This is a genomic window from Sphingomonas sp. (assembly GCF_030145815.1).
Lineage (GTDB): Bacteria > Pseudomonadota > Alphaproteobacteria > Sphingomonadales > Sphingomonadaceae > Sphingomonas.
In genome coordinates, this window is sequence record NZ_JAIXHL010000001.1 from 207704 (window position 1) to 232161 (window position 24458).

Here is a 24458-nt window from a genome sequence, read left to right on the forward strand (position 1 = left end):
GGTGGGCCGAGGAACCGGGGTGCGGCTTCTGTAGAGCAGCGTGCGTTCAACCCGCGCCGTGTAACTAGGAGTATCCCATGCGCCACAAGACGCTGTTCAGCCTCATCGCCCTGTGCGGATCGTCCGCCGCCATCGCTGCGATCGGCACGCCGCAGATCGATCCGCCGCTGCAGAACGACATGACCAACCAGGCGGTGCCCGACGACACCACCGCGCCCGAAACGCTGTCCAACCGCACGGATGTAGAGCCGAGTGCCGAGCCGGCCGATCCGACGCAGGACGGGACCGATACAGCGCCTGAACCCAATTCGACCTACTACTGACGTTTCGTCCCCGGGCGCGGCGTGCCGCGTCCGGGTTACCTTCAGTCCGCGAACGGATCGCGTACCAGGATCGTGTCTTCGCGCTCCGGGCTGGTCGACACCAGCGCCACCGGACAGCCGATCAGCTCCTCGATCCGCCGGATATATTTGATCGCCTGCGCCGGCAGCTGCGCCCAGCTGCGCGCGCCCGCGGTCGACTCGCTCCAGCCCTCGATCTCCTCATAGACCGCGACTGCGCGCGCCTGATCCTGCGGGCTGGGGGGCAGATAGTCGTAATGCTTGTCGCCGACGGTGTAGCCGGTGCAGATCTTCAGCGTCTCCATCCCGTCGAGAATGTCGAGCTTGGTCAGCGCGATCCCGGTGACCCCGCTCAGCGCGACCGACTGGCGCACCAGCACGGCGTCGAACCAGCCGCAGCGGCGCTTGCGACCCGTCACGACGCCGAACTCGCGCCCGCGCGTGCCGAGCAGTTCGCCGATCTCGTTATCCTGTTCGCTCGGGAACGGGCCCGAGCCGACGCGCGTCGTGTACGCCTTGACGATCCCCAGCACGAAGCCGACCGACCCCGGGCCCAGGCCGGAGCCCGACGCCGCCGCGCCGCTCACCGTGTTCGACGAGGTGACGAACGGATAGGTGCCATGGTCGATGTCGAGCAATGCGCCCTGCGCCCCTTCGAACAGGATGCGCTTGCCCGCTTCCTTCGCGCCCTTCAGCGTCAGCCACACTGGCGCCGCATAGGGCAGCACCGAAGGGGCGATCTCGCGCAGCTCGGCGATCAGCGCCGCGCGGTCGATCGGCGGCTGGCCGAACCCGGCGCGCAGCGCGTCGTGATGTGCGCAGAGGCGATCAAGCTGCGGTCCCAGATCGTCGAGATGCGCCAGGTCGCACACGCGGATCGCGCGGCGACCGACCTTGTCTTCATAGGCCGGGCCGATGCCGCGGCGGGTGGTGCCGATCTTGCCCGACCCGCTCGCATCCTCGCGCAGCGCGTCGAGGTCGCGGTGGAAGGGCAGGATCAGCGGCGCGGTCTCGGCAACCTGCAGCGTCTCCGGGGTGATCTCCACGCCTTGTGCGCGCAGCTTCTCCATTTCGTCGCGGAAATGCCAGGGATCGAACACCACGCCATTGCCGATCAGCGACAGCGTGCCGCGCACCAGCCCCGAGGGGAGCAGCGACAGCTTGTAGACCTTGTCGCCGACGACCAGCGTGTGGCCGGCATTATGCCCGCCCTGAAAGCGGACGACCAGGTCGGCGCGGCTGGCGAGCCAGTCAACAATCTTGCCCTTGCCCTCATCGCCCCATTGGGCGCCGATCACCGCGACGTTCGCCAAATTCCGATCCTTTCCGGTATGCGCGGCTCCCCTAAAGGGCGGAGGCCGCTACGTCCAGCGCTGGTCAGCTGTCCAGCGTGGCGCGGACCTTGGCGGCGAGCTGGGCAACGCCGAACGGCTTGGCGATCAGCGCGGCGGCGATCCCCGCGTCATTGGTGATCGCATTCTCATCGGGGGTATAGCCGCTGGTATAGAGCACCTTGAGCCCCGGCTGGCGCTCACGCGCGCGCCGGGCGAGTTCGTCGCCGGTCATCTCCGGCATCACGACATCGGTGAACAGCAGCGAAATCGGTTGCTGCCCGCGCGCCATGATGCGCAGCGCTTCGATCCCGTCGGGCGCTTGCAGCACGGTATAGCCCAGCTCGCGCAGCGCCTCGACCGAATGGTTGCGCACCCGCTCCTCATCCTCGACCACCAGCACCACCTCATCGGGCGATCCGGTGCGCAGCGCCGCAGCATCCGTCCCCACAACGCTCGCATCGGGCGCCACGTCATGGCGCGGGAGCAGCAAGATTACGCGCGTCCCCCGGCCCGGCGCGGTGTCGATCGCGACATGGCCGCCCGACTGGCGGGCAAAGCCGAAGACCTGGCTCAGCCCCAGCCCGGTGCCCTTGCCCACGCCCTTGGTGGTGAAGAACGGGTCGAACGCGCGCGCCGCGACCTCCTGCGACATGCCGACGCCGGTGTCGGCAACGGTCAGCGCGACATAATCGCCCGCCGCCAGGCCAAGCTCGCCCGCCTCGCCCCCGTCGAGCACGCGGTTGGCGGTTTCGATCGTCAACCTGCCGCCATCGGGCATCGCGTCGCGTGCGTTCACCGACAGGTTGAGGATCACATTCTCGAGCAGATTGGGATCCGCCAGCGCCGGGGCCAAGTGGCTCTGCAACCGCGTCTCGACCGTGACCTTCTCGCCCAATGTGCGCATCAACAGGTCGATCATGTCCGATACCAGCGCATTAATGTCGAGCGGAACCGGTGCCAGCGGCTGTTGCCGAGCAAAACCGAGCAACCGCTGGGTCAGCGCCGCCGCCCGCGTCGCGCCGTCGCGCGCGGCGACGATGTAGCGGTCGAGATCGGTCGCCCCCTGCGCGATGCGCCGCTCCAGCATGTCGAGCGAGCCGATGATCACCGCGAGCATATTGTTGAAGTCGTGCGCGATGCCCCCGGTCAGCTGGCCGACCGCCTCCATCTTGTGCGCCTGACGCAACCGTTCTTCCGCCGACATCAGCTGACGCGTGCGCTCCTCGACCGCCTGCTCCAGCTCGTGCCGCGAGCGGGCTAACACTTCGCGCGCATCGACAATGTCCTGGATATCGGTGCAGGTGCCGAACCAGCGGGTGATTGCGCCGGCGTCGTCACGCACCGGCTGCGCGCGCCCCAGCACCCAGCGATAGGTGCCGCTATGGTGCCGCAACCGATATTCGATGTGATAGGGTTCGCCGGTTTCCAGGCACCGCCGCCACACCCCCCAGGCGCGCGGCTGGTCGTCGGGGTGGAACATGTCGTTCCAAGCCTCGCCATCGGTAGAGCCATAGGGGACGCCGGTGAACTCGTACCAGCGGTCGTTGTAATAATCGTGAAAGCCGTCGGGCAGCGTCGACCACACCATCGGGTCGATCGAATTGGCGATCGCGCGGAACTTCGCCTCGCTCTCGCGCAGCGCGATGACGGCGGCGGCCCGTTCCACCGCGTCCCAGGTCGATTGCGCGCTGGCCTCGATCAGCGCGACCTCCTCGGGGCGCCACTGGCGCGGCTCCGCCTGATTGGCATAGAGGCTGCCGACCCAGGCCCCACCGCGCATCAGCGGGACGCCCACCGCCGCGGGCGAGTAACGCGACAGGTCGCTGCCCACGAAGCGCGGGTCGTTGGCTGCGTCATGCGACACAAGGGTCTGCCCCTGCCGATAGATCGCATTGGCGGCGTTCATGTCGAGACGGCGTGTCCCTTCCAGCGAAGGCAGCTTGCCGGACGTGACACAGGGGCCGAACTGAACCGCGTCATTGTCGGTAACGCGGTAGAAACCCACGCGATCGATACCCAAGCGTTCGGCAATGGCGCCCGCGCCGAGCCGCATGATCGCCTCGGGCGAATCCAGCGCACGCTGGCGCCCGGCAAGGTCGAACAGGAACGCCTGATCCTGCGTCGCGGCCTCCAGGTCGGCGGCGGCCCTGCGCGCAGCTTCCTCCGCCTCGCGCCGTTCGGTGATCTCGAAAATGACGCCGGGAAAGCGCACCGCGCGTCCTTCGGCATTGTAGCTGCAGCGCCCCTGCGCAGTGACCCAGCGCACGCGCCCGTCCGCGTCGACCAGCCGATACTCGCTCGAAAACGGGTCCCCGCTGCGGACCGCCTCGCCGATCCCGGCGCGCAGCCGCTCCACATCTTCCGGATGAACATGGCGGAGGAAAGCCGCGCTCGACTCGCCCTGTTCGGCCAGGGTCGCATCCACGCCGTAAAGACGCGCCAACCGCGCATCGGTCTTCAGCCGGTCGGTGACCAGATCCCAGTCCCAAACCCCCACGATATTGGTCGCCTGCAGCGCCAGCTGAAGCCGTTCCTCGCTCTCGCGCAGCCGCGACTCGGCGGTCACCCGCTCGGTGACGTCATTCGCCTCGATGAAGATCGCGGTGGTCGCGCCAGCGGCGTCCTTGATCGGCTGAAACACGAAATCGACCATGCGGGTCTCATCGACCCCGTCGCGCGTCAGCAGCACCGGCTGGGCGCTGGCGCGATAGGCAACACCAGTCTCGAACACCTGGTCGAGCAGGTCGACAAACCCCTGGTCGATGATCTCCGGCAGCGCCTCCGCAACGGGTTTGCCGATCAGTTCGGCGCGCCCGGTCAGCGCATGATAGGCGGGGTTGGTGAGCGCGAAGACATGGTCCGGGCCCTCCAGCAACGCGACCGCGCCCGGCGCTTGCTGGAACAATTCGTGCAGCCGCTCGACCTCGGCGCGGCGTTCGCGTTGCGAGAACACCGTCGCGGTCGTTTCATTCCCCTGATTGAGGATGCCGCAGACGCGGCCATGCTCGTCGCGGATCGGGGTAAAGCTGTAATTCCAATAAGTTTCTCGCGGCACCCCACCCCGCGCCATGTCCAGTCGCTGGTCATAGGTGGCGAACCCTTTGCCCGTCGCAATCACCTGGGCGAATTGCGGGCCGACCACGTCCCAGATTTCGGGCCACACCTCGGCTCCGGGCTTTCCCAGCGCGGCGGGATGGCGCTCGGCGGGGATCGGGGCCCAGGCGTCGTTGTAGAACAGCCGCAGCTCCGGTCCCCAATAGATCGCGGTCGGCATCTGCGATCCCAGGCAGATGCCCAGCGCAAAGCGCAGCGGTTGCGGCCAGCTGTCGGGCGGTCCGAGCGGCGTCGCGGCCCAGTCATGCTCCCGAATACGACGACCCATCTCGCCGCCTTGCTCCAGGAATCGAAGCTCGGAATACATCTGTTCAGCGTTGCGGGTTGCGCCCGCGCCTGTCAATGCAACTTGGGTAAGGACTCGCCGAAAACCAGCCGGTTAGAGCAGGCGGGCCAGGAGCAGGAGAAGCAGCGTGAAACTCGCCAGTCTGAAACACGGACGTGACGGCCGCCTTGTCGTCGTGTCGAGCGACCTCGCCTGGTATGCCGATGCCGGTCACATCGTCGGCACGCTGCAGGCGGCACTCGACGATTGGGATCGCTATGAGGGCCCCTTGCGCAACCTCGCCACCGATCTCGACCATGAGGTAATCCCGCGCGAGCGGTTCCATGAGCGCGAAGCCGCCGCGCCGCTGCCGCGCGCCTATCAATGGGCCGATGGCTCGGCCTATGTGAACCATGTTGCTTTGGTGCGGCAGGCGCGCGGGGCCGAAATGCCCGAAACCTTCTGGCACGATCCGCTGATGTATCAGGGTGGCAGCGACGGGTTCCTGGGGCCACGCGACCCGATCCCGCTCGCCGACGAAGACTGGGGCTGCGACCTTGAGGCGGAGGTCGTCGTCGTCACCGGCGACGTGCCGCTCGGCGCGAGCCGGGAGGAAGCGCTCGCGGCGGTGCGGCTGGTCGGCCTCACCAACGACGTCTCCTTGCGCAACCTGATCCCGGGCGAACTCGCCAAGGGCTTCGGCTTCTTCCAGTCCAAGCCCGCCAGCGCCTTTTCGCCGGTGTTCGTCACCCCTGATGCACTGGGCGACTGGTGGCAGGACGGCAAGCTGCACCGCAAGCTGATGGTCGACCTGAACGGCCAGCCCTTTGGCCGCGCCGAGGCAGGGGAGGACATGACCTTCGATTTCGGCACGCTGATCGCCCATGCCGCCAAGACCCGTGCGCTGGGTGCTGGCACGATCATCGGATCGGGCACCGTGTCGAACCGCGATGCCGATGGCGGTCCCGGCAAGCCGATCGCGCAGGGCGGCGTGGGTTATTCCTGCCTCGCCGAAGTCCGCACGGTCGAAACGATCCGCGACGGCAAGCCGACGACTCCGTTTCTGAAAGCCGGCGACACCGTCCGTATCTGGGCCGAGGACGACCGGCATCACCCGATCTTCGGCACGATCGAACAGACCGTCGGGGTATAAGCGCATTCCTCCCCCAGCTTGCTGGGGGAGGTGGCATTGCGAAGCAATGACGGAGGGGCCGCCGCTGCAAGCGGCGGAATTTTGCCGAGCTGCCCCCGGCGCCCCTCCACCACCCGCTGCGCGTGCGGTCCCCCTCCCCTGAGACAAGTTCAGGGGAGGAATAGCACTGCAACCGGCCATGCAGTTCGTCGAGTCCGGCTTGCCAACCATGCGCCGGGCCGTATCATCCCGCTATCACACCATCTCCCAGGGGAAGTTCATGAAGCCCGTATCCGGCGCGATTTTGCTCGCCACCGCCTCGCTCCTGTCGATCCTGCCCGCCGCTGCCCAGACCCCGGCCGCGCCGGCCGCAACCGCCACCGTGGACCCTGCACCGATGATCGACACCTGGCCCGGCCCGTTCGACGGCGTTCCCCAGTGGGACAAGGTGACCCCGGCGATGTTCCCCGCTGCCTTTGAAAAGGGCATGGCTGAGGCACGCGCTGCTTTCGCCAAGGTGCGCGACAATCCCGAGGCACCGACCTTTGCCAACACGATCGAGGCACCGGCCAAGGTGACCACGTCGCTGGCCCGCATCTTCCCGGTCTGGGGCGTCTATACCAGCAACCTCGCCAGCCCCGAGGTGCAGAAGATCGCGCGTGAGTGGAGCCCGAAGCTGTCGGCCTTCTCGACCGAACTCAGCCTCGACCCCAAGATGTTCCAGCGGGTGAAGACGCTCTATGACAAGCGCGATACGCTCGGCCTCAATGCCCAGCAGATGCGCCTGCTCGAGCGCAGCTATCGCGACTACGTGACCTCCGGCGCGCTGCTGAACGAGGCGCAAAAAGCGGAGATCAAGCGGATCAACGGCGAGCTGTCGGTCGCCTACACCGAATTCAGCCGCCGCGTGCTGGCGGACGAAGAAACCGCGATCATCATCGACAATGAGGCGGACCTCGCCGGCCTGCCCGACAGCTTCAAGGCGAGCCTCGCCGAAGAGGCCAAGGCGCGCGGGCAGGCGGGCAAATGGGCAGTCAAGAACACGCGTTCGTCGATGCAGCCCTTCCTGATGTACGCCACCAACCGCGCGCTGCGCGAGAAGGTCTATAACGCGTACATCAATCGCGGCGACAATGGCGGCGCGAACGATACCAATGCGATCATCGCCAACATCCTGAAGCTGCGTCAGGAGCGCGCCAAGATCCTCGGCTTCAAGACCCATGCGCATTACCGCATGGACGACACCATGGCCGAAACGCCGGAGAACGCGACCAAGCTGATGATGTCGGTCTGGCCCGCGGCGGTCGCTCGCGTGAAACAGGAAGTCGCCGACATGCAGGCGCTGGCCGATGAAGAGGCAAAGGCGGGCAAGGGGCCCAAGATCAAGATCGAGGGCTGGGACTATCGCTATTATGCGGAGAAGGTCCGCAAGGCGAAGTACGACCTCGATGAGAGCGAGGTGAAGCCGTATCTTGAGCTCAACAACATGGTCAACGCCATGTTCTACGCCGCCGGGCGGCTCTACGACCTTGAGTTCAAGGAAAATACCGGCGCGATCCCGGTGTTCCAGGCCGATGTGCGGACGTTCGAGGTCAAGCGCCTGGGCAAGACGATCGGCGTCTTCTACCTCGACAATTTCGCACGCGCGGGCAAGCGTTCGGGTGCCTGGGCGACCAGCTATCGCAGCCGTTCGGGGCTGCGCGGTGACGATATCGTGCTGGCGTCGAACAACAACAACTTCACCAAGGGCGGCGGCGGCGAGCCGACGCTGATCAGCATCGACGATGCTTCGACGCTGTTCCACGAATTCGGCCATGCGCTGCACAGCCTGCTCGGCAATGTCTATTATCCGGGCCTTGCCGGCACGCCGCGCGACTTCGTGGAATATCCCAGCCAGGTGAACGAGAACTGGTTGCTCACCCCCGACGTGCTCAACCGCTTCGCCAAGCACTACAAGACGGGTGAGGTGATCCCGGCGGCGCTGGTCGAGAAGATCGAAAAGGCGTCGACCTTCAACCAGGGGTTCGACACGGTCGAGTATCTCTCATCCGCCATTGTGGACATGCAACTCCACAATCGCGACACCCCGGTGACCGATCCCGACGCGTTCGAACGCGACACGCTCGCTTCTTTGGGTATGCCGCGCGAGATCGTGATGCGCCACCGCCTGCCCCAGTTCAATCACCTCTTCTCCTCCGACGCCTATTCGGCGGGCTATTACAGCTACCTCTGGTCGGAGACGATGGACGCCGATACCTGGGCTGCGTTCGAGGAAACGGGCAATGTCTGGGACAAGGCAACGGCGGACAAGTTCCGCACAATTCTGCTGGAAACCGGCAACGAAACCGACCGCAAGGAAGCGTACAAGGCCTTCCGCGGCCGCGATCCGGACGTCAACGCGCTGTTCAAGCGTCGCGGCTTCCCGACTGGAAACTGAGGGAAATTTGGCGCTGCCGGGTCACTCCGGCAGCGTCACCTCCCAGTCGATCGGCTTGAACGAACCGTTGTTCGACTGCAGCGCCGAACAGGCGGTCAGTCCGATGACGAGATCCTCCAGCGCCCGAAATACGATCCGATCCCCCGCCTTGCTCAGCGGCGGATCGACGCGCAATTCGCCCGTCATGCCGTCAACAGGCACGTTCATGAAACAGTTGAACGCGGTCGGGATCATGTCCTCCTCGACCCCGTAAGGCGCGAGCGCGGCGGCGAGGTTGCCGAAACATCCGCGGTGCGGATCGGTGTCGCCATAGATGATGCGGAACGTGTCCTTCGAACACGGCGTCAGCAGGAAATCATGCCGCCCCACATCGTCCTCGACGATCTCCAGCAACACGTTGCTGCGGTTCGAATAGAGTTTATCGCCCGTCGTCAGATAGATGCGGCTCGCATAATCCAAAGTCCGGCCCGACGAAATCACCTCGCCGATATCGTCCTTGCGATAGGCGAGCAGGTCGGCGACCTGCTCACCGGTCGGATCGGTGACGGTCAACAAGGCACCCTTCGGCACCTCGAACGCGACGCCCGAGCGTGGGGCGATCCTATGCGGCATCCTGAGCACCTCCGCGTCCGCGGAACGGACAGCGCCATTCGGGATCGACCACCCGCCCGCTATATTGCCGCGCCTCCGACACCGTGCCGTGCTGCGCCAGCATTGGATTGGGCGCTCCCGCCAGTGCGACATCGCGCGCGACAATCGAATCGCGCAATTTCTCGTAACGGCCCTGCGCGCGTAGCTGTTCGAATTGGTCGTGCAGGTTGAACACCAGGGCCGGGCGGTCGAAGCGACGCGCGGGCCGGCTGGCCTGCGGGTGAAGACCGACGACGAAGAACGCCTCTCCGCCGAAGCTGAGCGAGAAGTGCGGATCGTCGGGATCGTGGCTGACGCGCGGATCGCCCGGCTGGCCCAGCCATTCATCCTTGTCGGTCAGCGACTGCAGCCGCGCCCATAGGTTTGCCTCGAACGTCGGCTCGTCAAGCGCGCGGTCCTGTTCGAACAACACGACAAGTGACTGGAACAGCTGAGGCTCGGCGCGGTAGCTGGCGGCGAGGTCGTGCAGATTGGGCAGAATACGCAGATCGTCCCACGCCGACCCGATGTCCTTGCCAACGACGAAGCGCATGCGGTCGCGACTCAGTGCGGACTTCGCACCAACGCAGGGGAAGTCGGGCGATTTGACGAACGCGCGAAAGCGTTCCGCCAGCGGATGCGCGGAATCGTTGCAGGGTTTCAGCATGTCGGGCCAACGCCCGAACGGCCAAGTTGTTCAAAAGAAAGGGCCGGCTCCCGTAAAAGAGCCGAGCCCGTCTTATTCCGTCATGCGACGCGTTTAGCGGCGGCAATAGCCCGGACGGTCGGCCCGGTCGATCTCGCGCCCGGCCAGTGCGCCGACGACACCGCCCAGAACGGTGCCGAGCGTCTTGTCGCCACGACCCGCGATGGCATTAACGGCCAGGCCACCAGCGATCGCGCCGACGATCGTGCCGCCATCACCGTCGCGGCACTGATCGGCACGTCCACGATAGTTGTGGCGGCGGTCATAGCGACGGGTGTCGCGGCGATAGTCGCGATATCCGTCACCATAATAGCCCCGTCCGTCGCGATACTCATAGCGGCTCTGCGCCGCTGCTTCGGTCGCGGGGACAAGTGCGGTACCGGTCATCGCCAGCGCGGCGCCGATCAGGGAAAGCTTCTTGAACATGTCGTATCTCCTTGTTCGTTCGATCTCGTTGAACAAGGGATTCGCACAATCGCATTGAGCCGTCCCTGAATGCGCCTGTTATGCGCGGTTCAGGATTGTTGCGGGATCGTAAAGGGGGTGCCGGTGCGGCCGTAGCGCCCTAGGGGGAAGTGCCCAGTCCCGATACGCAACACGGGAAATCGGGCGGGGCGTTCGGATCGCACCGGCATGTCGGGCAGGTCCGTGAGATACGCCACGGAACAGCTTGGCTGTCGTTTAGCTGAACGGCGGCCAACCCAGGCTGAACAAGGCTGTTATCTGAGGTTCAGCTTTGCGGCGCGATTGCGGCCGCTATGAAGGGGCCGCGATGCGCATCCTCCTGTCGATCCTGCTGATCCTGTTGTTCGTTCCGGACTGGTCGGGCGAGGCGCGGCTGCCGCTATTGCCGCGCGACGCGACCGTGCAGGCGACGCCAGTGCTGCTGGAGCGCGGCAATCCCCAGCGCACGCAGCTGGGCAGCCTGACCTTTCTCGGGGGGGTCGTGCTGAAGGGGGAGGGCGCGGCGTTTGGCGGCTTTTCAGCAATGGCGGTGGAGGGCGACCGGTTCACGCTGCTGAGCGACGGCGGCAACATCGTGTCGTTCACCATGGGCGCGGACTGGACGCCGCGCGCGGTGCGCTTTGCCGAGCTTCCCGCTGGCCCCGGCAAAGGCTGGCGCAAGCAGGATCGCGACAGCGAATCGCTGACAACTGATCCTGCGACCGGGCGAATCTGGGTCGGGTTCGAGCGGGCGAACGCCATCTGGCGCTATGATCGCGGCTTTGCGCGGGCGCAGACGCATACCACGCCCCCGGCACTCGCAAACTGGTCAAGCAATGGCGGGGCCGAGGCGATGGTGCGGCTCCGCGATGGCCGCTTCATCATGCTGGCGGAAGACCGCAAGGGCGACGCTGCAGGGACGGTGCGCGGGATTCTGTTCAGCGGCGATCCGGTCGTTGCCCCGCGCCGCGGTTTCGCGTTCAGCTATCGTCCGCCGCGCGGCTTCAAGCCGACCGATATGGCGGAGCTTCCGGACGGGCGCATCGCGATCCTCAACCGGCGCTTCGCGCTGCCGCTGAGCTTCACTGCGACGCTGACGGTTGTTCCGCGCAAGGCGATTCGGCGCAGGGCGATCGTTACCGGTCGCGAGATCGCCCGATTCGAGGGGTCGGTGGTGCACGATAATTTCGAGGCGCTCGCCGCCGTGCGGGAAGGCCGCGACACGATCGTGTGGATTGCGTCGGACGATAATCAGCTGTTTCTGCAGCGCTCTTTGCTGCTCAAATTCCGGCTGGATCGCTGATTCGCTGTTTGATCGGCGCGGGCCAGAACCGCAAAAACGCCGAACGGCCCGCGTCCCAGAATGGGAGCGGGCCGATCAGAAACCCGGTCGCCGAAGCGAATCAGGCTGCGGCAGTCGCCTTCTTGGCGATTTCGCGCTTCAGGCGACGAGCACGCAGCGACAGCTTGTCGTCGCCGGTCTTCATCAGCCAGTTGTCGAGGCCGCCATTATGCTCGACCGAGCGCAGGCCGTGCGTCGACACGCGCAGACGAATCGAGCGCTCAAGCGCTTCCGACATCAGCGTCACATTCTGCAGGTTGGGCAGAAAGGTCCGCTTGGTCTTGTTATTGGCGTGGGAAACATTGTGACCCACCTGCCGGCCCTTGCCGGTCAGCTCGCAAATGCGCGACATCGAATCGTTCCTAGGTTTCAGCCTGTCCAGCGGCGCTGGGAAAGAGCGGCCCGATAACGGGACAGCGCGATTTCGTCAACCGTGCATCGCCCTGTATCGCGCCGTGCGTGCAACCCCTATGGTCAATGATGCGTTATTTCGCAAACGATTCGAACAGGGAGATCGGACTCGATGCGTGGACTTCTGGCAATTCTCGGCCTTGCGGCCGTGGTGATCGTGGTGCTGATGTCGCTCGGCATGCTCAGCATCGATATGAAGCCGGGGGCGCTCCCGACCGTGAAGTTCGAGGGCGGCAAGGCCCCGACCGTCGCGGCGGACGTCGGCGATGTCGGCATGGGCACCACCAACAAGACGATCCAGGTGCCGACCATCACCATGGAGAACAAGACCATTCAGGTCCCGACGGTCGAGGTCGAGAAGGCGCAGCCGACTCCGGCGGCCAAGTAACTGCATTCAGCAGCGGCGCGTCGGCGCATGGTAGCCGACCGCCGCCGCTTGCGGCATAGCAGCGGCATGTTCCCGCTGCCCGAACCCATGCGCTCCGCGCTCGATGCTGCTCGCGCCGCCGCCGAAACGAGCGAGGTGCCGGTCGGCGCGGTGGTGATGCAGGGGGACCGCGTGGTCGCCGTCGCGGCGAATGCGCCGCGCACCTTGCATGACCCCACCGCGCATGCCGAGATCCTGGCGATCCGCGCGGCTGCACAGGCGCTCAGGCGCGACCGGCTGGAAGATTGCGACCTGTGGGTCACGCTCGAGCCCTGCGCGATGTGCGCCGGGGCGATCGCCCATGCCCGCATCGGCCGCCTCTATTATGGCGCGAGCGACCCCAAGGGCGGCGCGGTCGAGCACGGCCCGCGGTTCTTCACCCAGCCGACCTGCCATCACCGACCGGACATCTATCCGGGAATCGGTGAGGGCGAGGCGGCGACGCTGTTGCGCGAATTCTTCGCCGCGCGGCGGTAATCTCCCTCTCCCGCAAGCGGAGAGAAGGAGAGTTGCTTTCATGTTCAGCGCATATCGCTCTCGCGAATCGGCACGATTTTGATCTCGACGCGGCGGTTCTGGGCGCGCCCTTCGACCGTGTCGTTCGACGCGATCGGCTGTGTTTCGCCATAGCCGAGCGTTTCGAGACGGGCTGCCTCGACCCCGCGCGAGACGAGATAGTCGGCGACGGCTACAGCGCGGCGCTCCGACAGCGTCTGGTTATAGGCGTCCGATCCGGTCGAATCGGTGTGGCCATACACGTCGACATAGGTCTGGTTGTAGCGGTCGAGCACGTCGGCGACCTTGTCGAGCGTCGGGCGGAACTGTGCCTGCACCGTCGAACTGTCGGTCGCGAAGGTGATGCCCGACGGCATCGACAGGATCAGGTCGTCGCCGCGGCGAATTACTTCGACATCGGTGCCGGCGGTACGCTCGCGAATCTCGCGCTCCTGCCGGTCCATGTAATTGCCGATCGCAGCGCCCGCGACCGCGCCGATCCCGGCACCGACGATCTTTTCGGTACGGTCGCGCCGCCCGCCGACGATGTCGCCGAGCAGATAGCCGCCCAGTGCGCCGCCGATTGCGCCGATACCGGCCTTGGAAATCCGCTGTTCCCCGGTGACCGGATCGGTCACGCAGGCACTCGTCAGCGCCAGCGCGGCGACGGCGGGGATCATGGCCCAATTGTTGGAAATACGCATTACAGCCTCCTTGAACTTCGCGCGACAAACGGCCCGAGACGCGCCCTTGTTCCGCTTGCGCACCGACACTGCATGAATCGGGCGTTGTGAAACGGGGATGAATGCGACTATGGGAGGGGCAGGCCAATGGACCCGCTTCCCCCCATACCCTGGATCGACGTCGCGATCATTCTTGCACTGGTCGCGCTCAACGGCGTGTTTGCCATGTCTGAGCTGGCGATCGTGTCGGCGCGCAAGGCACGGCTGGAGGGAATGGCGCGTTCTGGCAAGCGCGGTGCGCAGACCGCGATCGACCTGGCTGCCGATCCCGGCAAGTTCCTGTCGACGGTGCAGATCGGCATCACTCTGATCGGCATCATCAACGGTGCCTATTCCGGCGCCAGCCTCGGCACGCCGGCCGGCGCGCGGATCGCGGCGCTGGGCGTCGAGGCGGAGCTGGCGCAAACCATCGGATTTGCCATCGTCATCGCCTTTACCACCTATGTGTCGCTGATCTTCGGTGAGCTGGTGCCCAAGCAGTTCGCCTTGCGCTCGCCCGAGCCGTTTGCGGTGCTGATCGCGCCGATGATGAAGCTGCTGGCGCGCATCACCGCGCCGATCGTCTGGGTGCTCGACCAGAGCAGCGCGCTGGTGTTTCGCCTGCTGCGGCTTAACCGCGAATCCGAGAAACGCGTGACAGCCGAAGAACTGCACATGATCGTCGCCGAGGCGACGCATTCGGGCGTGATCGAGGAGCATGAACGCTCGATCATCTCCGGCGTCGTGCGCCTCGCCGACCGTCCTGTGCGGGAGGTGATGACGCCGCGCACCGACGTCGACTGGATCGACGTCAACCTCGATGAAGGCGCGATCCGTGCGGCCCTGTCCGCGACGCCGCATACCCGCCTGCCCGTTGCCGACGGGTCGGTCGATGCGGTGATCGGCGTGGTGCAGGCGCGCGATGTGGTGACGGCGTTGATCGAGGGACATCCGCTCGACCTGCGCGCGCTGGCGCAAACTGCACCGGTGCTGCCCGATCAGGTCGATGCGATGGACGCGCTCGGCGCGCTGCGCCGTGCAGCGGTGCCGATGGGCTTCGTCCATGACGAATATGGGCATTTCGAGGGGATCGTGACCCCCGCCAATCTGCTCGCAGCGATTGCGGGTGAGTTCGCGTCCGACGCAGATGTCGGGGACAATCCGGCAATCACGGTGCGCGACGACGGGTCGCTGCTGGTGTCGGGCCAGCTCGCTGCCGACACGCTGGCGGACCGGATCAAGATCGAGCTCCCCGAGGATCGCGACTATGCGACGGTCGCGGGCCTCGCCTTGGCGGTGCTCAAGCGGCTGCCGAACGAGGGCGAGAGCTTTGTCGAGCAGGGCTGGCGCTTCGAGATCGTCGATATGGACGGGCACAAGATCGACAAGCTGCTGGTCAGCGAGATGGAAGCCTAGTTCTCCGCGTCGCGCTCCTGCGCGGCCCGCGCGGCGTCCTCACGCGCTTCCTTCCAGCGCCGATGGAGGCGCCGACCCCACCAGATGATCGCGACGGCCCCGGCAGCGAGCAGCGCGATCATCAGAAAATGGGTGACGGTGGCCCATTCGAACGCCTCCGCCATTCCCGCAGGGGGCACATAGGGTTTCTCGTTCATCTTGCCGTCTCCCCGCGCAGGTCTTCAGGGATAATGCGCGAGGAGAGCGATCGGGTGCATCACTCCTTCGATGCGCTGCGCACTTCCTGCACCGCCGCCAACTGGGCAAGCTTGAGGAACTCGTTGCGCCAATAGCCCTGCGGGTTGCCCGCGAGCCCGCGGATCGCGGCATAGCTGTACCCGCCGAGGTATTTGTCGCCGCGCAGTTTCTGGCCCAGCGCAGCCACTGCGGTCGCGAACGCCATGTCGCCGCGCGGGGCTGTTGCCGTGCGCAGCAGCGATGCCGGGACAGGCTTCTCGATCAGGCGCGAAGTGTCCTCGCCCGGCAGCTTGTAGCGCAATTTGACGAAGGCCAGCTCGCGCCCCGATGCGCTCGGCGCGGGCGGGCGGTTGCCGTCATAGCGGCGGTCGGGCAGCCAGCCCTTGGCCCCGGTCGGGACGACTTCATAGAGCGCGGTCACCTGATGCCCGGCGCCGATATCGCCGGCGTCGACCGCATCATTGTCGAAATCCTCTTCGGCCAGCGCCCGGTTTTCGTACCCGATCAGGCGATACTGGCTGACCTGCGCCGGGTTAAACTCGACCTGGACCTTCACATCCTTGGCAATGGTGAAGAGCGAGGCGGAAAGCTCGTCGTCGAGCACCTTCTGTGCCTCCATCGCTGAATCGATATAGGCATAGTTGCCATTGCCGAGATCGGCGATGCGCTCCATCAGCGCCTCGTTGTAATTGCCCTCGCCAAAGCCGAGCGTGGTGAGGGTAACGCCGGTGTCGCGATATTTCTTCACCATCGCCTCGAGCGCCTTGTTGCTGCTCACGCCGACATTGAAGTCGCCATCGGTGGCGACGAAGATGCGGTTGATCCCGCTCTTGATGAAGTTCGCGCTGGCGATGTCATAGGCGAGCTGGAGCCCCGCAGCGCCCGCGGTCGACCCGCCCGCTTCGAGGCAGTCGAGCGCGGTGCGGATGTGTTTGGGGTTTGAGGTCGGGTCGAGCACGACGCCCGCTGCGCCAGCGTACACGACGATCGAAACCTTGTCCTTCGGCGTCAGCTTGTCGGCGAGCATCGTCAGCGCGCGCTTGACCAACGGCAGCTTGTCGTCGCTGCTCATCGATCCCGACACATCGACGAGGAAGACGAGGTTCGCGGCGGGACGCCCCTGTGCGGTCACGTCATAGCCGCGCAGTCCGATCCGGACGAGGCGGGTGTCCGGGTTCCACGGGGTCTGCGCGACATCGGTGGTCACGCTGAACGGCTGCTGCCGCGAGGCGGGCAGCGGGTAATCGTAGCGGAAATAGTTGATCATCTCTTCGGTCCGCACCGCTTCGGCGGGCGGCGTCTGCCCCTTTTGTAGAAAGCGGCGGACGTTTGAGTAGGCACCGGTGTCGACATCGACCGAGAAGGTGGAGACCGGCGCGCTCGCGACCGACTGGACCGCGGCGACCTCTTTACCCGCATAGCGCTCGCGATTGTCGGCCGAGCCATAGGGGGCGGCCGCAGCTTGGCTGGGCGCGACCCGCCTTGCGGTATAATCTGCGGCAGAGCCCGGCACGATGGCGCGGGGGGCGGGTGCCGCCATCACGGGCGGCGGCGGCGGTGGGGCCGGTGGCGGCGCGAAATAGCGGCGCGGGGGCATCGCCGAACCCGGGCGATATCCACCGCTGCCCGTCTTGCACCGCACCGGCGCGTCGTTGTCGGCGCGCGGCGGGGCCGGGCGATGGGGGCGGTGCTGTCCCGGCGGCGGCGCGGCGGCCCCGAGCAACAGCGAAAGCGAGACGAGGGCGGCGGTGCGCTTCATGGAACATCCCCTTTGCATCGCAAATGACGCGACCAAGCGTGCGCCCCGTCGGATGAGCGGCAGATGAACGGGTGATAATGTTACATCAGTTGACCGAATCTGTCAGATTTGCCTGTTGCGCCGGGGCGACGGTGGAGGTTCAGTCCCGCTCGCGCACCACTTCGCGCCAGCCGATGTCGCGGCGGGCAAAGCCGGTGGGGAAGTCCACTGCATCGACCGCGCGATAGGCGGCGGCTTGGGCTTCGGTGACGCTGGAGCCGGTGGCGGTGACGGTGAGGACACGCCCGCCGGCCGCGACCAGCGTGTCGCCGTCGAGCCGGGTGCCCGCCTGGAACACCTTTGCGCCGGTCGCTTCCGCTGCCTCGATCCCGCCAATCGCACCGCCCGCTTCCGGCGTGCCCGGATAGCCCTTCGCCGCCATCACCACAGTGAGCGCGGTGTCAGCCGAAAAACGTGGCGCGGCACGGCCCGCGAGTTCCCCCGCCTCGGTCGCCAGCATCAGCTCGAGCAGGTCATCCTCCAGCCGCATCATCAGCACCTGACATTCGGGATCGCCGAAGCGGGCATTATATTCGATCAGCTTCGGGCCTGTACGGGTGAGCATCAGCCCTGCATAGAGTACGCCCGAATAGGGGGTGCCCGCCTTGGCCATCCCGGCGATGGTCGGTTTGATGATCGTTTCGATCGCCTCCGCCTCAAGCGCGGGGGTCAGCACCGGGGCGGGGCTGTATGCACCCATGCCGCCGGTGTTCGGTCCGACATCACCATCGCCGACCCGCTTATGGTCCTGCGCCGATCCGAAGGTCACGAAGCTCGTCCCGTCGGTGATGACGAAGAAGCTCGCTTCCTCACCCTCCAGAAACTCCTCGATCACCGCTTCCCCGCCGGGCTTTTCGAAGATCGCGGCGATCGCGGCCTGAGCTTCCCCTTCGGTCATCGCGACGGTGACGCCCTTGCCCGCGGCGAGGCCGTCAGCCTTGATCACCACCGGACGCCCGAAGTCGCGCGCCAGCACCGCGCGCGCGGTGTCGAGGTCTCGCACGCGGACATAACCTGCGGTCGGGATATTCTCGCGCGCGCACAGATCCTTGGTGAAGCCCTTTGATCCCTCCAACTGGGCTGCTGCCCGCGACGGACCGAACACCGGCACACCGGCGGCGCGCAGTGCGTCGCTGAGGCCGTCGACCAAGGGCGCTTCGGGGCCGACCACCACGAAGCCAATGGCGTGGGCGCGGCAAAAGGCGATCACGGCGGCATGATCGGTCAGCGGAACGTCGTGGCAGGTCGCATGATCGGCGATTCCGGGGTTGCCGGGGATCGCATGCAGGCTATCGAGCCGGGGCGATTGCGCGAGCTTCCAGGCGAGCGCATGTTCGCGGCCACCCGACCCAAGCAACAGGACGTTCATGTCAGACCCCTTCGACGACTTCGATAATCCGCGGCTGGTAGCCGAGGGGCAGGAAGGGGACAATGATGCGCCGCTGTCGATCGGCGAATTGTCGCACCGGCTGAAACGGATGGTCGAAGGCGAGTTCGGCCATGTCCGGCTGCGCGGCGAGATTTCGGGGTACAAGCGCGCGGCGTCGGGCCATGTCTATCTGGCGCTGAAGGATGCCGATGCCGTCATCGACGGCGTGATGTGGCGCGGGGCCGCCGACCGCCTGCCGTTCCGCCCGCAGGACGGGATCGAGGTGGTCGCGACCGGCAAGCTGACCATCTATCCCGGCCGGTCGAAATACCAGATCGTGATCGAGCGGATGGAGCTGGCGGGCGAAGGCGCGCTGATGGCGCTGTTCGAGAAGCTGAAGGCGCAGCTGGCGGGCGAGGGGCTGTTCGATGTCGCGCGTAAGCAACCCTTGCCCTTCGCGCCGCGCGTGATCGGCGTCGTCACATCGCCCACCGGTGCGGTGATCCGCGACATCCTGCACCGGCTGGCGGACCGTTTCCCGACCCGCGTGCTCGTCTGGCCGGTCAAGGTGCAGGGCGACGGCGCAGCGGCGGAGGTTGCGGCGGCGGTGCGCGGGTTCGATGCAATGCCGCTGGACGGTCCGGTTCCGCGCCCCGAACTGGTGATCGTCGCGCGCGGCGGTGGCTCGATCGAGGATCTGTGGGCGTTCAATGAGGAGCCAGTCGTGCGTGCAGTTGCTGCGTGCCGCATCCCGGTGATCTCGGCGGTTGGGCATGAGACCGATACCACCTTGTGCGATTTCGCGGCGGATGTGCGCGCGCCGACCCCCACCGCCGCCGCCGAGATGGCGGTGCCAGTGCGCGCGGACCTGTCCCACCATGTCGCGACACTGGCGCTGCGCACGGAGCGGTGCGCACGCCGTTACCATGAGCGGGGAAATGAACGGTTGCAGGCGCTGGTGCGCGTGCTCCCGCGGCGCGACGCGCTGCTCGGGCCGCAGCGGCAAAAGGCCGACGACCTTGCCGCGCGGCTCGATCGCGGGCTTGAGCGGCGCGTGACCGTCGCGCGCGGGGTGCTCGACCGCGCCGCCGGGGCACTGCGCCCTGCCGTTCTGGAGCGCAAACTGGACGGGCTGCGCCATCGGCTGGAGGGCGCGAGCAAGCTTCTTGACGCGGTCAATCCCGACAATCTGCTTCAGCGCGGCTATGTCCGCGTCGGGGCGAAGGTGACCGGCAAGGTGATCGCCAGCGCTGCCGACGCACGCGCCGCCGGGGCGCTGACGCTCCAGTTCGGCGACGGCACGGTGGACGCGCGGGTTGAGCGTGGCAGCGGCAAGGCCTATGCTGACGACAAGCCCGAACAGCCCGGCCTGTTCTGACCCGACCCCGAAGCGAAGAGTGAGCGTAGCCATGCTGATGTCGTCCAATTCCGCCCGTCCGGCACGGCTTCATTATATGGCGAACGGCTTTCGCGTGCTGTCCTCTGGCGATCATGTCGTGTGCGCGGTGAGCGGGGAGAAGATCCCGCTCGACGCGTTGCGCTATTGGAGCGTGGCGGAGCAGGAAGCCTATGCGACCGCGGAGATCGCGACCAAGGCGATGACTGCGACGTGAGGCTGGTCGGGGGGACGATCTTCGTTGGCGCGATGTTCGCGCTGCTGGGCGCTGTCGGTGTGGGGGCGGATCCGTCGGCTGCATCGCCGCCGCAATCGGCGCAGGCGCGTAACGCGTTCCGCTTCGACGGGCCGATGATCCAGGGTGGCGCGGTGCTCGGCACGGCACCCGCGTTGACGAGCCGGGTAAGGCTCGACGGCCGGGACGTGCCGGTTGCGCCCGATGGTCGGTTCCTGATCGCGTTCGATCGCGATGCCCCGGCCAGCGCCGAACTGGTTGCGATCCGGGTCGATGGCAGCAGCCTGCGCCAGACGCTGGCTGTTCAGCCGCGTGCCTGGCGGATCGAGCGGCTGAATACGCTGCCGCGCTTTGCCCAGCCCAGCGCCGAATTTCAACGCCGCCGCCCCGCCGAACTGGCGCAGATTAATGCCGCCCGCGCCAAGTCCCACAACGTGCAGGGGTGGCGGCAGGAGTTCATGTGGCCGGTGACCGGGCGCATCTCCGGCCTGTTCGGATCGCAGCGCATCTACAAGGGCGAGCCGGGTTCCTATCATTCCGGCGTCGATGTCGCACGCCCGAGCGGCACGCCGATTATCGCCCCTGCTGACGGCATCGTCGTCCTTGCCGCGCAGCAGCCGTTCACCCTGGAGGGCAAGCTGCTGATGCTCGACCATGGCATGGCGCTCAACAGTGCGTTTCTGCATTTGTCGCGGATCGATGTGAAGGTCGGCGACATGGTACGGCGGGGACAGCGGATCGGCGCGATCGGCACCACCGGCCGCTCGACCGGGCCGCATCTCCACTGGGGGATGAAATGGGGCGAAGCGCGCATCGACCCGTTGCTGATCGCCGGGTCAATGCCGGTCACGGCTGACTAGGGCCGAGCGCCCTACGCCCACTATGTGACGTTTTTGTCACGGCATGACGACTTTGCGACAGTCCGCGTGTCAAACACTTGTGCGGCATATCGTTACAGACGTATCGATACCCGATCTGCGCGGCGTTTGCCGTGCGTGAACGATGGGGTGTCCAACGCGATGCCCAAAAACGGGGAGCTTCCAATGGTATCAAATGTTCGCAGGCACCTGCTTACCTCGACCCTGCTGATCGGCACTGTGGTCGCAACGCCGGCCTTCGCTCAGACTGAAGAGGCTCCGGCCGAGGGTGAGGCCATCGTCATCACCGGTTCGCGCATCCTGCGCCCGAACCTCGAGGCAAACAGCCCGGTCACGACCGTCACCGGTCTTGAGACCACGCAGAATGCCGACGTGACGCTCGACACGTTCCTGAACACGCTGCCGCAGGTCAATCCGGCCGGCACGACCACGTCGAATAACCCCGGCAATGGCGGTCAGTCGAACATCGACCTTCGCGGCCTGGGCGCCAACCGCAACCTCGTGCTGGTCGATGGTCGTCGTCCGATGGTGTCCGCGTCGAACCAGACGGTCGACCTTAACACCATCCCGCAGGGCCTGATCGAGCGCATCGACGTGCTGACCGGCGGCGCGGGCGCGGCCTATGGCGCCGACGCAATCGCGGGTGTCGTCAACATCATCCTGAAGGACGATTTCGAGGGCGTGGATCTGCGCGCCAACTATTCGAACTCGATGCCGCAGACCGACGCGCGCGAATATCAGATCAGCGGCACGATCGGCGGCAACTTCGCCGAGGACCGCGGCAACTTCGCCCTTTCGGTCGAATATGCCGAGCGTCAGGGTCTGATCAAGGCGCAGCGCCCGTTCGCGGCGCAGGCGACCTCGACCACCGGTTCGTTCCCGACCGGCTCGCTCGTCAACAGCGCGAGCAACCCGTATAGCCAGACGGTCGTCAACTCGATCTTCACCGCCTATGGCGTCCCCACCGCGCAGCTGCCGCTGACCAACCAGCTGGCGTTCAACTCGGATGGCACCCTGTTCGGTGTCGGCACGTTCAACAACCCGCGCGACGTGGTCAACTTCCGCTACGCGCTGAACTCGCCGGCAAACCCGAACCTCAACTATTTCCCTGACTTCTACTCGTACAACTTCGACATCGTGAACATCCTCGTGCTGCCGCTCGAGCGCTATTCGGCGTTCACCCGCGGCAACTACAAGGTGAACGACTCGTTCGAGTTCTTCGTCCAGGGCGCATAAACCAACTACAAGTCGGCAACTGCGCTGGCGCCGACCCCGGTTAGCACCGGTATCGTCAACACCACCAGCACCGCGTCGGGCCTGAACGCCCGTTCCCCACTGGTTGCGCCGGGTCAGCGTATCACCGGTTTCGTCGTGCCGGTCACCAACCCGTTCCTGCAGGCCTCGCCGGATCTGGTCGCGCTGGTCAACTCGCGCACCGGTGACGATCCGCTGCTCACCGGTTCGGGCGCCGCTGAAGGTGTTCGTATCGGCTATCGCTTCCTCGGCACCGGCCTGCGCGAGCAGCAGCTCGAGAACGAAGTCATTCAGGGCCTCGCCGGCCTGCGTGGCGAGATCGCGCCGAACTGGCGTTACGAAGCCTATTACTCGTGGGGCAAGACGGTCATCGACCAGCGCGCCACCGGTAACGTCAACGTCCAGCGCGTCCAGCAGCTGCTCGAAGCGCCCGATGGCGGCGTGAGCCTGTGCGCCGGCGGCTTCAACCCGTTCGGTATCCAGCCCTTCTCGCAGGACTGCGTCGACTTCGTCGACGAAGTGGGTGTGACCAAGACGACCTTCACCCAGAAGATCGCCCAGGCGTACATCAGCGGTCAGCTCGCCGAGCTGCCGGCTGGCCCGCTCTCGGTCGTGTTCGGCGCCGAGAAGCGTGACTTCCGTTACGAGTTCGATCCCGGCGCCCTGTTCGGCCCGATCGCTGGTTTCAACACCAGCACGCCCGACCTCGGCACCAACAGCTTCCTCGACTTCTTCGGCGAAGCGTCGATCCCGATCCTGAAGGACGCTCCGCTGGCCGAAAGCCTTGAGCTGACCCTGACGGCGCGTCATTCAAAGAGCGACTTCAACGATATCCAGAACGGTGTCGATGGTTCGCCTTCGAACGACTGGTCCTATGGTGGCACGCTGACCTGGTCGCCGGTGCGTGAGCTCCGCTTCCGCGCCAGCTATCAGCACTCGGTCCGCGCGCCGAACTTTGGCGAACTGTTCTCGGGCGGCGGCAGCTTCCCGCAGATCTTCGATCCGTGCTCGAACAACTCGAACTTCCGCACGACGCGCGGTGCTGCTGCTGCGGCCATCTGTCAGGCGACCGGTGTGTCGGCGGGCACGATCAACACCTTCGTCGCAACCCCGGGTGCGCAGGCCTTCATCACGGTGACGGGCAACCCGAACCTGAAGCCTGAAAAGTCGGACGCGTTCACGGCAGGGTTCGTGTTCAACGCGCTCGGCTTCACCGGCTCGATCGACTATTACAACATCAAGGTCAGCGACACGATCTTCTCGCCGGACGTCAACGAGATCATCGCGTCGTGCTACGGCTATAACGACATCAACCCGAGCCTGAGCGCGACCAACCCCTATTGCGGTGGCCTGTTCCGCTCGAACAACAACATCGCGGCGATCTTCCTGCCGCCGTCGCTGGGTGGTGATCCGGCAACGGGTTATTTCCAGGCAGTCAACCAGGGGTCGGTCAAGACCTCGGGCATCGACTTCCAGCTTGGTTACAACCTGCCGACCGAGTTCGTCGGGCCGGAATCGTCGATCAGCTTCAACCTGCTGCTCAACTATCTGTTCGACTTCAAGGTCACCGGCCTTGGTGGTCTGCAGACTGACTATGCGGGCACTGCCTCCTATTTCGGCGCTGGTCTCGGCACCAGCTTCCCGGAATGGAAGGGCACGATGAATGTCGGCTTCAATCTGAACAAGGCGTTCTCGCTGCAGAGCCGCGTGCGCTACATCGACGCGATGGAGAACCGTGCGGCGCGTCAGTATATCGGCGAGACGTTCACCGGCCCGGGTTCGGTCTGGTATTTCGACTTCGCCCTGCAGGGCCAGGTCGAGAACATGACGCTGCGTCTGGGTCTGAACAACGCGTTCGACCGCAAGCCGCCGACCTATGCACCGAACGTGCAGTCGGGCACCGATCCGTCGACCTACGACGTCATCGGCCGCCGCTTCTACGTGTCGGCACGGCTCAAGTTCTGATCCAGCCGGATCAGCAGCTTTGGAAGGGCGAGGCGATTGCCTCGCCCTTCTTTTTTGGGGCAAGGTGCGCCGCTTAGGTTTGACAGACCGTGCGCGCGGATGCGGGCACG

Annotated in this window: 22 protein-coding genes; 12 read left to right on the forward strand and 10 right to left on the reverse strand. The window is 65.8% G+C overall.

From position 1 onward, the window contains the following. The first annotated feature begins 77 nt into the window (after window positions 1-77). Window positions 78-323 (forward strand): hypothetical protein, encoded by a 246-nt coding sequence (locus KYX69_RS01045; RefSeq protein ID WP_300492676.1) that lies wholly within the window; start codon window positions 78-80, stop codon window positions 321-323. Window positions 324-364: 41 nt separating this feature from the next. On the opposite strand, the gene KYX69_RS01050 is transcribed toward KYX69_RS01045, so the two are convergent. Together KYX69_RS01050 and KYX69_RS01055 are read right to left on the reverse strand one after the other, a co-directional pair. Beyond that, window positions 365-1654, reverse strand: coding sequence for an adenylosuccinate synthase (locus KYX69_RS01050; protein ID WP_300492677.1), 1290 nt, complete (start codon window positions 1652-1654; stop codon window positions 365-367). Window positions 1655-1718: 64 nt separating this feature from the next. Next, a complete protein-coding gene (locus KYX69_RS01055; protein WP_300492678.1) occupies window positions 1719-5096 on the reverse strand; it encodes a PAS domain-containing protein in 3378 nt (1125 codons plus the stop codon). 106 nt (window positions 5097-5202) lie between these two features. Here KYX69_RS01055 and KYX69_RS01060 point away from each other — a divergent pair, with 106 nt between their 5' ends. Both KYX69_RS01060 and KYX69_RS01065 read left to right on the forward strand, forming a co-directional pair. Further along, entirely contained in the window at window positions 5203-6207 is a 1005-nt protein-coding gene (locus tag KYX69_RS01060) for a fumarylacetoacetate hydrolase family protein (protein WP_300492679.1), read from the forward strand. 259 nt (window positions 6208-6466) lie between these two features. Next, window positions 6467-8623 carry a M3 family metallopeptidase gene (locus KYX69_RS01065; protein ID WP_300492680.1) on the forward strand — a complete coding sequence of 719 codons (2157 nt, stop codon included), beginning with the start codon at window positions 6467-6469 and terminating at the stop codon, window positions 8621-8623. 21 nt (window positions 8624-8644) lie between these two features. On the opposite strand, the gene KYX69_RS01070 is transcribed toward KYX69_RS01065, so the two are convergent. The 3 genes from KYX69_RS01070 to KYX69_RS01080 form a co-directional block, all read right to left on the reverse strand. Further along, complete coding sequence (locus tag KYX69_RS01070; RefSeq protein WP_300492681.1) at window positions 8645-9235, reverse strand: urea carboxylase-associated family protein; 591 nt, start codon at window positions 9233-9235, stop codon at window positions 8645-8647. Next, window positions 9225-9920: a guanitoxin biosynthesis heme-dependent pre-guanitoxin N-hydroxylase GntA gene (gntA, locus tag KYX69_RS01075; protein WP_300492682.1), complete on the reverse strand. Its 696-nt coding sequence runs from the start codon at window positions 9918-9920 to the stop codon at window positions 9225-9227. The genes KYX69_RS01070 and gntA overlap by 11 nt, the downstream gene beginning before the upstream one ends. Window positions 9921-10013: 93 nt before the next feature. Next, window positions 10014-10385, reverse strand: a complete 372-nt coding sequence (locus tag KYX69_RS01080; RefSeq protein ID WP_300492683.1) for a glycine zipper 2TM domain-containing protein — start codon at window positions 10383-10385, stop codon at window positions 10014-10016. A gap of 346 nt (window positions 10386-10731) precedes the next feature. Here KYX69_RS01080 and KYX69_RS01085 point away from each other — a divergent pair, with 346 nt between their 5' ends. Next, on the forward strand, window positions 10732-11706 hold the full coding sequence (locus tag KYX69_RS01085; RefSeq protein ID WP_300492684.1) for an esterase-like activity of phytase family protein: 975 nt from the start codon (window positions 10732-10734) through the stop codon (window positions 11704-11706). 100 nt (window positions 11707-11806) lie between these two features. On the opposite strand, the gene rpmB is transcribed toward KYX69_RS01085, so the two are convergent. Next, window positions 11807-12097: a 50S ribosomal protein L28 gene (gene rpmB, locus KYX69_RS01090; RefSeq protein WP_300492685.1), complete on the reverse strand. Its 291-nt coding sequence runs from the start codon at window positions 12095-12097 to the stop codon at window positions 11807-11809. Window positions 12098-12268: 171 nt separating this feature from the next. Between rpmB and KYX69_RS01095 the strand changes: the two genes are divergently transcribed. Continuing rightward, window positions 12269-12544, forward strand: coding sequence for a hypothetical protein (locus tag KYX69_RS01095; RefSeq protein ID WP_294016333.1), 276 nt, complete (start codon window positions 12269-12271; stop codon window positions 12542-12544). An 87-nt stretch (window positions 12545-12631) separates the two neighbouring features. Further along, complete coding sequence (locus tag KYX69_RS01100; RefSeq protein ID WP_300492859.1) at window positions 12632-13060, forward strand: nucleoside deaminase; 429 nt, start codon at window positions 12632-12634, stop codon at window positions 13058-13060. Window positions 13061-13104: 44 nt separating this feature from the next. Here KYX69_RS01100 and KYX69_RS01105 read toward each other — a convergent pair whose 3' ends face one another. Then, window positions 13105-13782 carry an OmpA family protein gene (locus KYX69_RS01105; RefSeq protein ID WP_300492686.1) on the reverse strand — a complete coding sequence of 226 codons (678 nt, stop codon included), beginning with the start codon at window positions 13780-13782 and terminating at the stop codon, window positions 13105-13107. Window positions 13783-13908: 126 nt separating this feature from the next. Between KYX69_RS01105 and KYX69_RS01110 the strand changes: the two genes are divergently transcribed. After that, window positions 13909-15216, forward strand: a complete 1308-nt coding sequence (locus tag KYX69_RS01110) for a hemolysin family protein (RefSeq protein WP_300492687.1) — start codon at window positions 13909-13911, stop codon at window positions 15214-15216. Here KYX69_RS01110 and KYX69_RS01115 read toward each other — a convergent pair. From KYX69_RS01115 to purD, 3 genes are all read right to left on the reverse strand, one after another. Next, window positions 15213-15413, reverse strand: a complete 201-nt coding sequence (locus KYX69_RS01115; RefSeq protein WP_300492688.1) for a hypothetical protein — start codon at window positions 15411-15413, stop codon at window positions 15213-15215. The genes KYX69_RS01110 and KYX69_RS01115 overlap by 4 nt on opposite strands. A 59-nt stretch (window positions 15414-15472) precedes the next feature. Next, window positions 15473-17212 carry a VWA domain-containing protein gene (locus KYX69_RS01120; protein ID WP_300492689.1) on the reverse strand — a complete coding sequence of 580 codons (1740 nt, stop codon included), beginning with the start codon at window positions 17210-17212 and terminating at the stop codon, window positions 15473-15475. Window positions 17213-17351: 139 nt separating this feature from the next. Continuing rightward, the gene (gene purD, locus KYX69_RS01125; RefSeq protein ID WP_300492690.1) at window positions 17352-18620 is read right to left on the reverse strand and encodes a phosphoribosylamine--glycine ligase; all 1269 of its coding nucleotides are present in this window, start codon (window positions 18618-18620) and stop codon (window positions 17352-17354) included. On the opposite strand from purD, the gene xseA reads away from it, so the two are divergent. The 5 genes from xseA (at window position 18619) to KYX69_RS01150 (ending at window position 24348) form a co-directional block, all read left to right on the forward strand. Further along, complete coding sequence (gene xseA, locus KYX69_RS01130) at window positions 18619-19998, forward strand: exodeoxyribonuclease VII large subunit (RefSeq protein ID WP_300492691.1); 1380 nt, start codon at window positions 18619-18621, stop codon at window positions 19996-19998. The genes purD and xseA overlap by 2 nt on opposite strands. A gap of 34 nt (window positions 19999-20032) precedes the next feature. Then, window positions 20033-20233, forward strand: coding sequence for a DUF2093 domain-containing protein (locus KYX69_RS01135; protein WP_300492861.1), 201 nt, complete (start codon window positions 20033-20035; stop codon window positions 20231-20233). After that, window positions 20230-21111, forward strand: coding sequence for a M23 family metallopeptidase (locus KYX69_RS01140; RefSeq protein ID WP_300492692.1), 882 nt, complete (start codon window positions 20230-20232; stop codon window positions 21109-21111). The genes KYX69_RS01135 and KYX69_RS01140 overlap by 4 nt, the downstream gene beginning before the upstream one ends. A gap of 183 nt (window positions 21112-21294) precedes the next feature. Further along, complete coding sequence (locus KYX69_RS01145; protein WP_300492693.1) at window positions 21295-22365, forward strand: TonB-dependent siderophore receptor; 1071 nt, start codon at window positions 21295-21297, stop codon at window positions 22363-22365. A 135-nt stretch (window positions 22366-22500) separates the two neighbouring features. Beyond that, window positions 22501-24348 carry a TonB-dependent receptor gene (locus KYX69_RS01150; protein WP_300492694.1) on the forward strand — a complete coding sequence of 616 codons (1848 nt, stop codon included), beginning with the start codon at window positions 22501-22503 and terminating at the stop codon, window positions 24346-24348. Window positions 24349-24458 lie beyond the last annotated feature (110 nt).

Excerpts from the sequence above, each read along its gene's own strand:
- KYX69_RS01085 (WP_300492684.1), top strand. The coding sequence starts at position 10,732 with ATGCGCATCCTCCTGTCGATCCTGCTGATCCTGTTGTTCGTTCCGGAC.
- KYX69_RS01095 (WP_294016333.1), top strand. The coding sequence starts at position 12,269 with ATGCGTGGACTTCTGGCAATTCTCGGCCTTGCGGCCGTGGTGATCGTG.
- KYX69_RS01045 (WP_300492676.1), top strand. The coding sequence starts at position 78 with ATGCGCCACAAGACGCTGTTCAGCCTCATCGCCCTGTGCGGATCGTCC.
- KYX69_RS01145 (WP_300492693.1), top strand. The coding sequence starts at position 21,295 with ATGGTATCAAATGTTCGCAGGCACCTGCTTACCTCGACCCTGCTGATC.
- gntA (WP_300492682.1), bottom strand. The coding sequence starts at position 9,920 with ATGCTGAAACCCTGCAACGATTCCGCGCATCCGCTGGCGGAACGCTTT.
- KYX69_RS01065 (WP_300492680.1), top strand. The coding sequence starts at position 6,467 with ATGAAGCCCGTATCCGGCGCGATTTTGCTCGCCACCGCCTCGCTCCTG.
- KYX69_RS01110 (WP_300492687.1), top strand. The coding sequence starts at position 13,909 with ATGGACCCGCTTCCCCCCATACCCTGGATCGACGTCGCGATCATTCTT.
- KYX69_RS01100 (WP_300492859.1), top strand. The coding sequence starts at position 12,632 with ATGCGCTCCGCGCTCGATGCTGCTCGCGCCGCCGCCGAAACGAGCGAG.
- KYX69_RS01070 (WP_300492681.1), bottom strand. The coding sequence starts at position 9,235 with ATGCCGCATAGGATCGCCCCACGCTCGGGCGTCGCGTTCGAGGTGCCG.
- KYX69_RS01080 (WP_300492683.1), bottom strand. The coding sequence starts at position 10,385 with ATGTTCAAGAAGCTTTCCCTGATCGGCGCCGCGCTGGCGATGACCGGT.
- KYX69_RS01120 (WP_300492689.1), bottom strand. The coding sequence starts at position 17,212 with ATGAAGCGCACCGCCGCCCTCGTCTCGCTTTCGCTGTTGCTCGGGGCC.
- xseA (WP_300492691.1), top strand. The coding sequence starts at position 18,619 with ATGTCAGACCCCTTCGACGACTTCGATAATCCGCGGCTGGTAGCCGAG.
- rpmB (WP_300492685.1), bottom strand. The coding sequence starts at position 12,097 with ATGTCGCGCATTTGCGAGCTGACCGGCAAGGGCCGGCAGGTGGGTCAC.
- purD (WP_300492690.1), bottom strand. The coding sequence starts at position 18,620 with ATGAACGTCCTGTTGCTTGGGTCGGGTGGCCGCGAACATGCGCTCGCC.
- KYX69_RS01055 (WP_300492678.1), bottom strand. The coding sequence starts at position 5,096 with ATGTATTCCGAGCTTCGATTCCTGGAGCAAGGCGGCGAGATGGGTCGT.
- KYX69_RS01105 (WP_300492686.1), bottom strand. The coding sequence starts at position 13,782 with ATGCGTATTTCCAACAATTGGGCCATGATCCCCGCCGTCGCCGCGCTG.
- KYX69_RS01115 (WP_300492688.1), bottom strand. The coding sequence starts at position 15,413 with ATGAACGAGAAACCCTATGTGCCCCCTGCGGGAATGGCGGAGGCGTTC.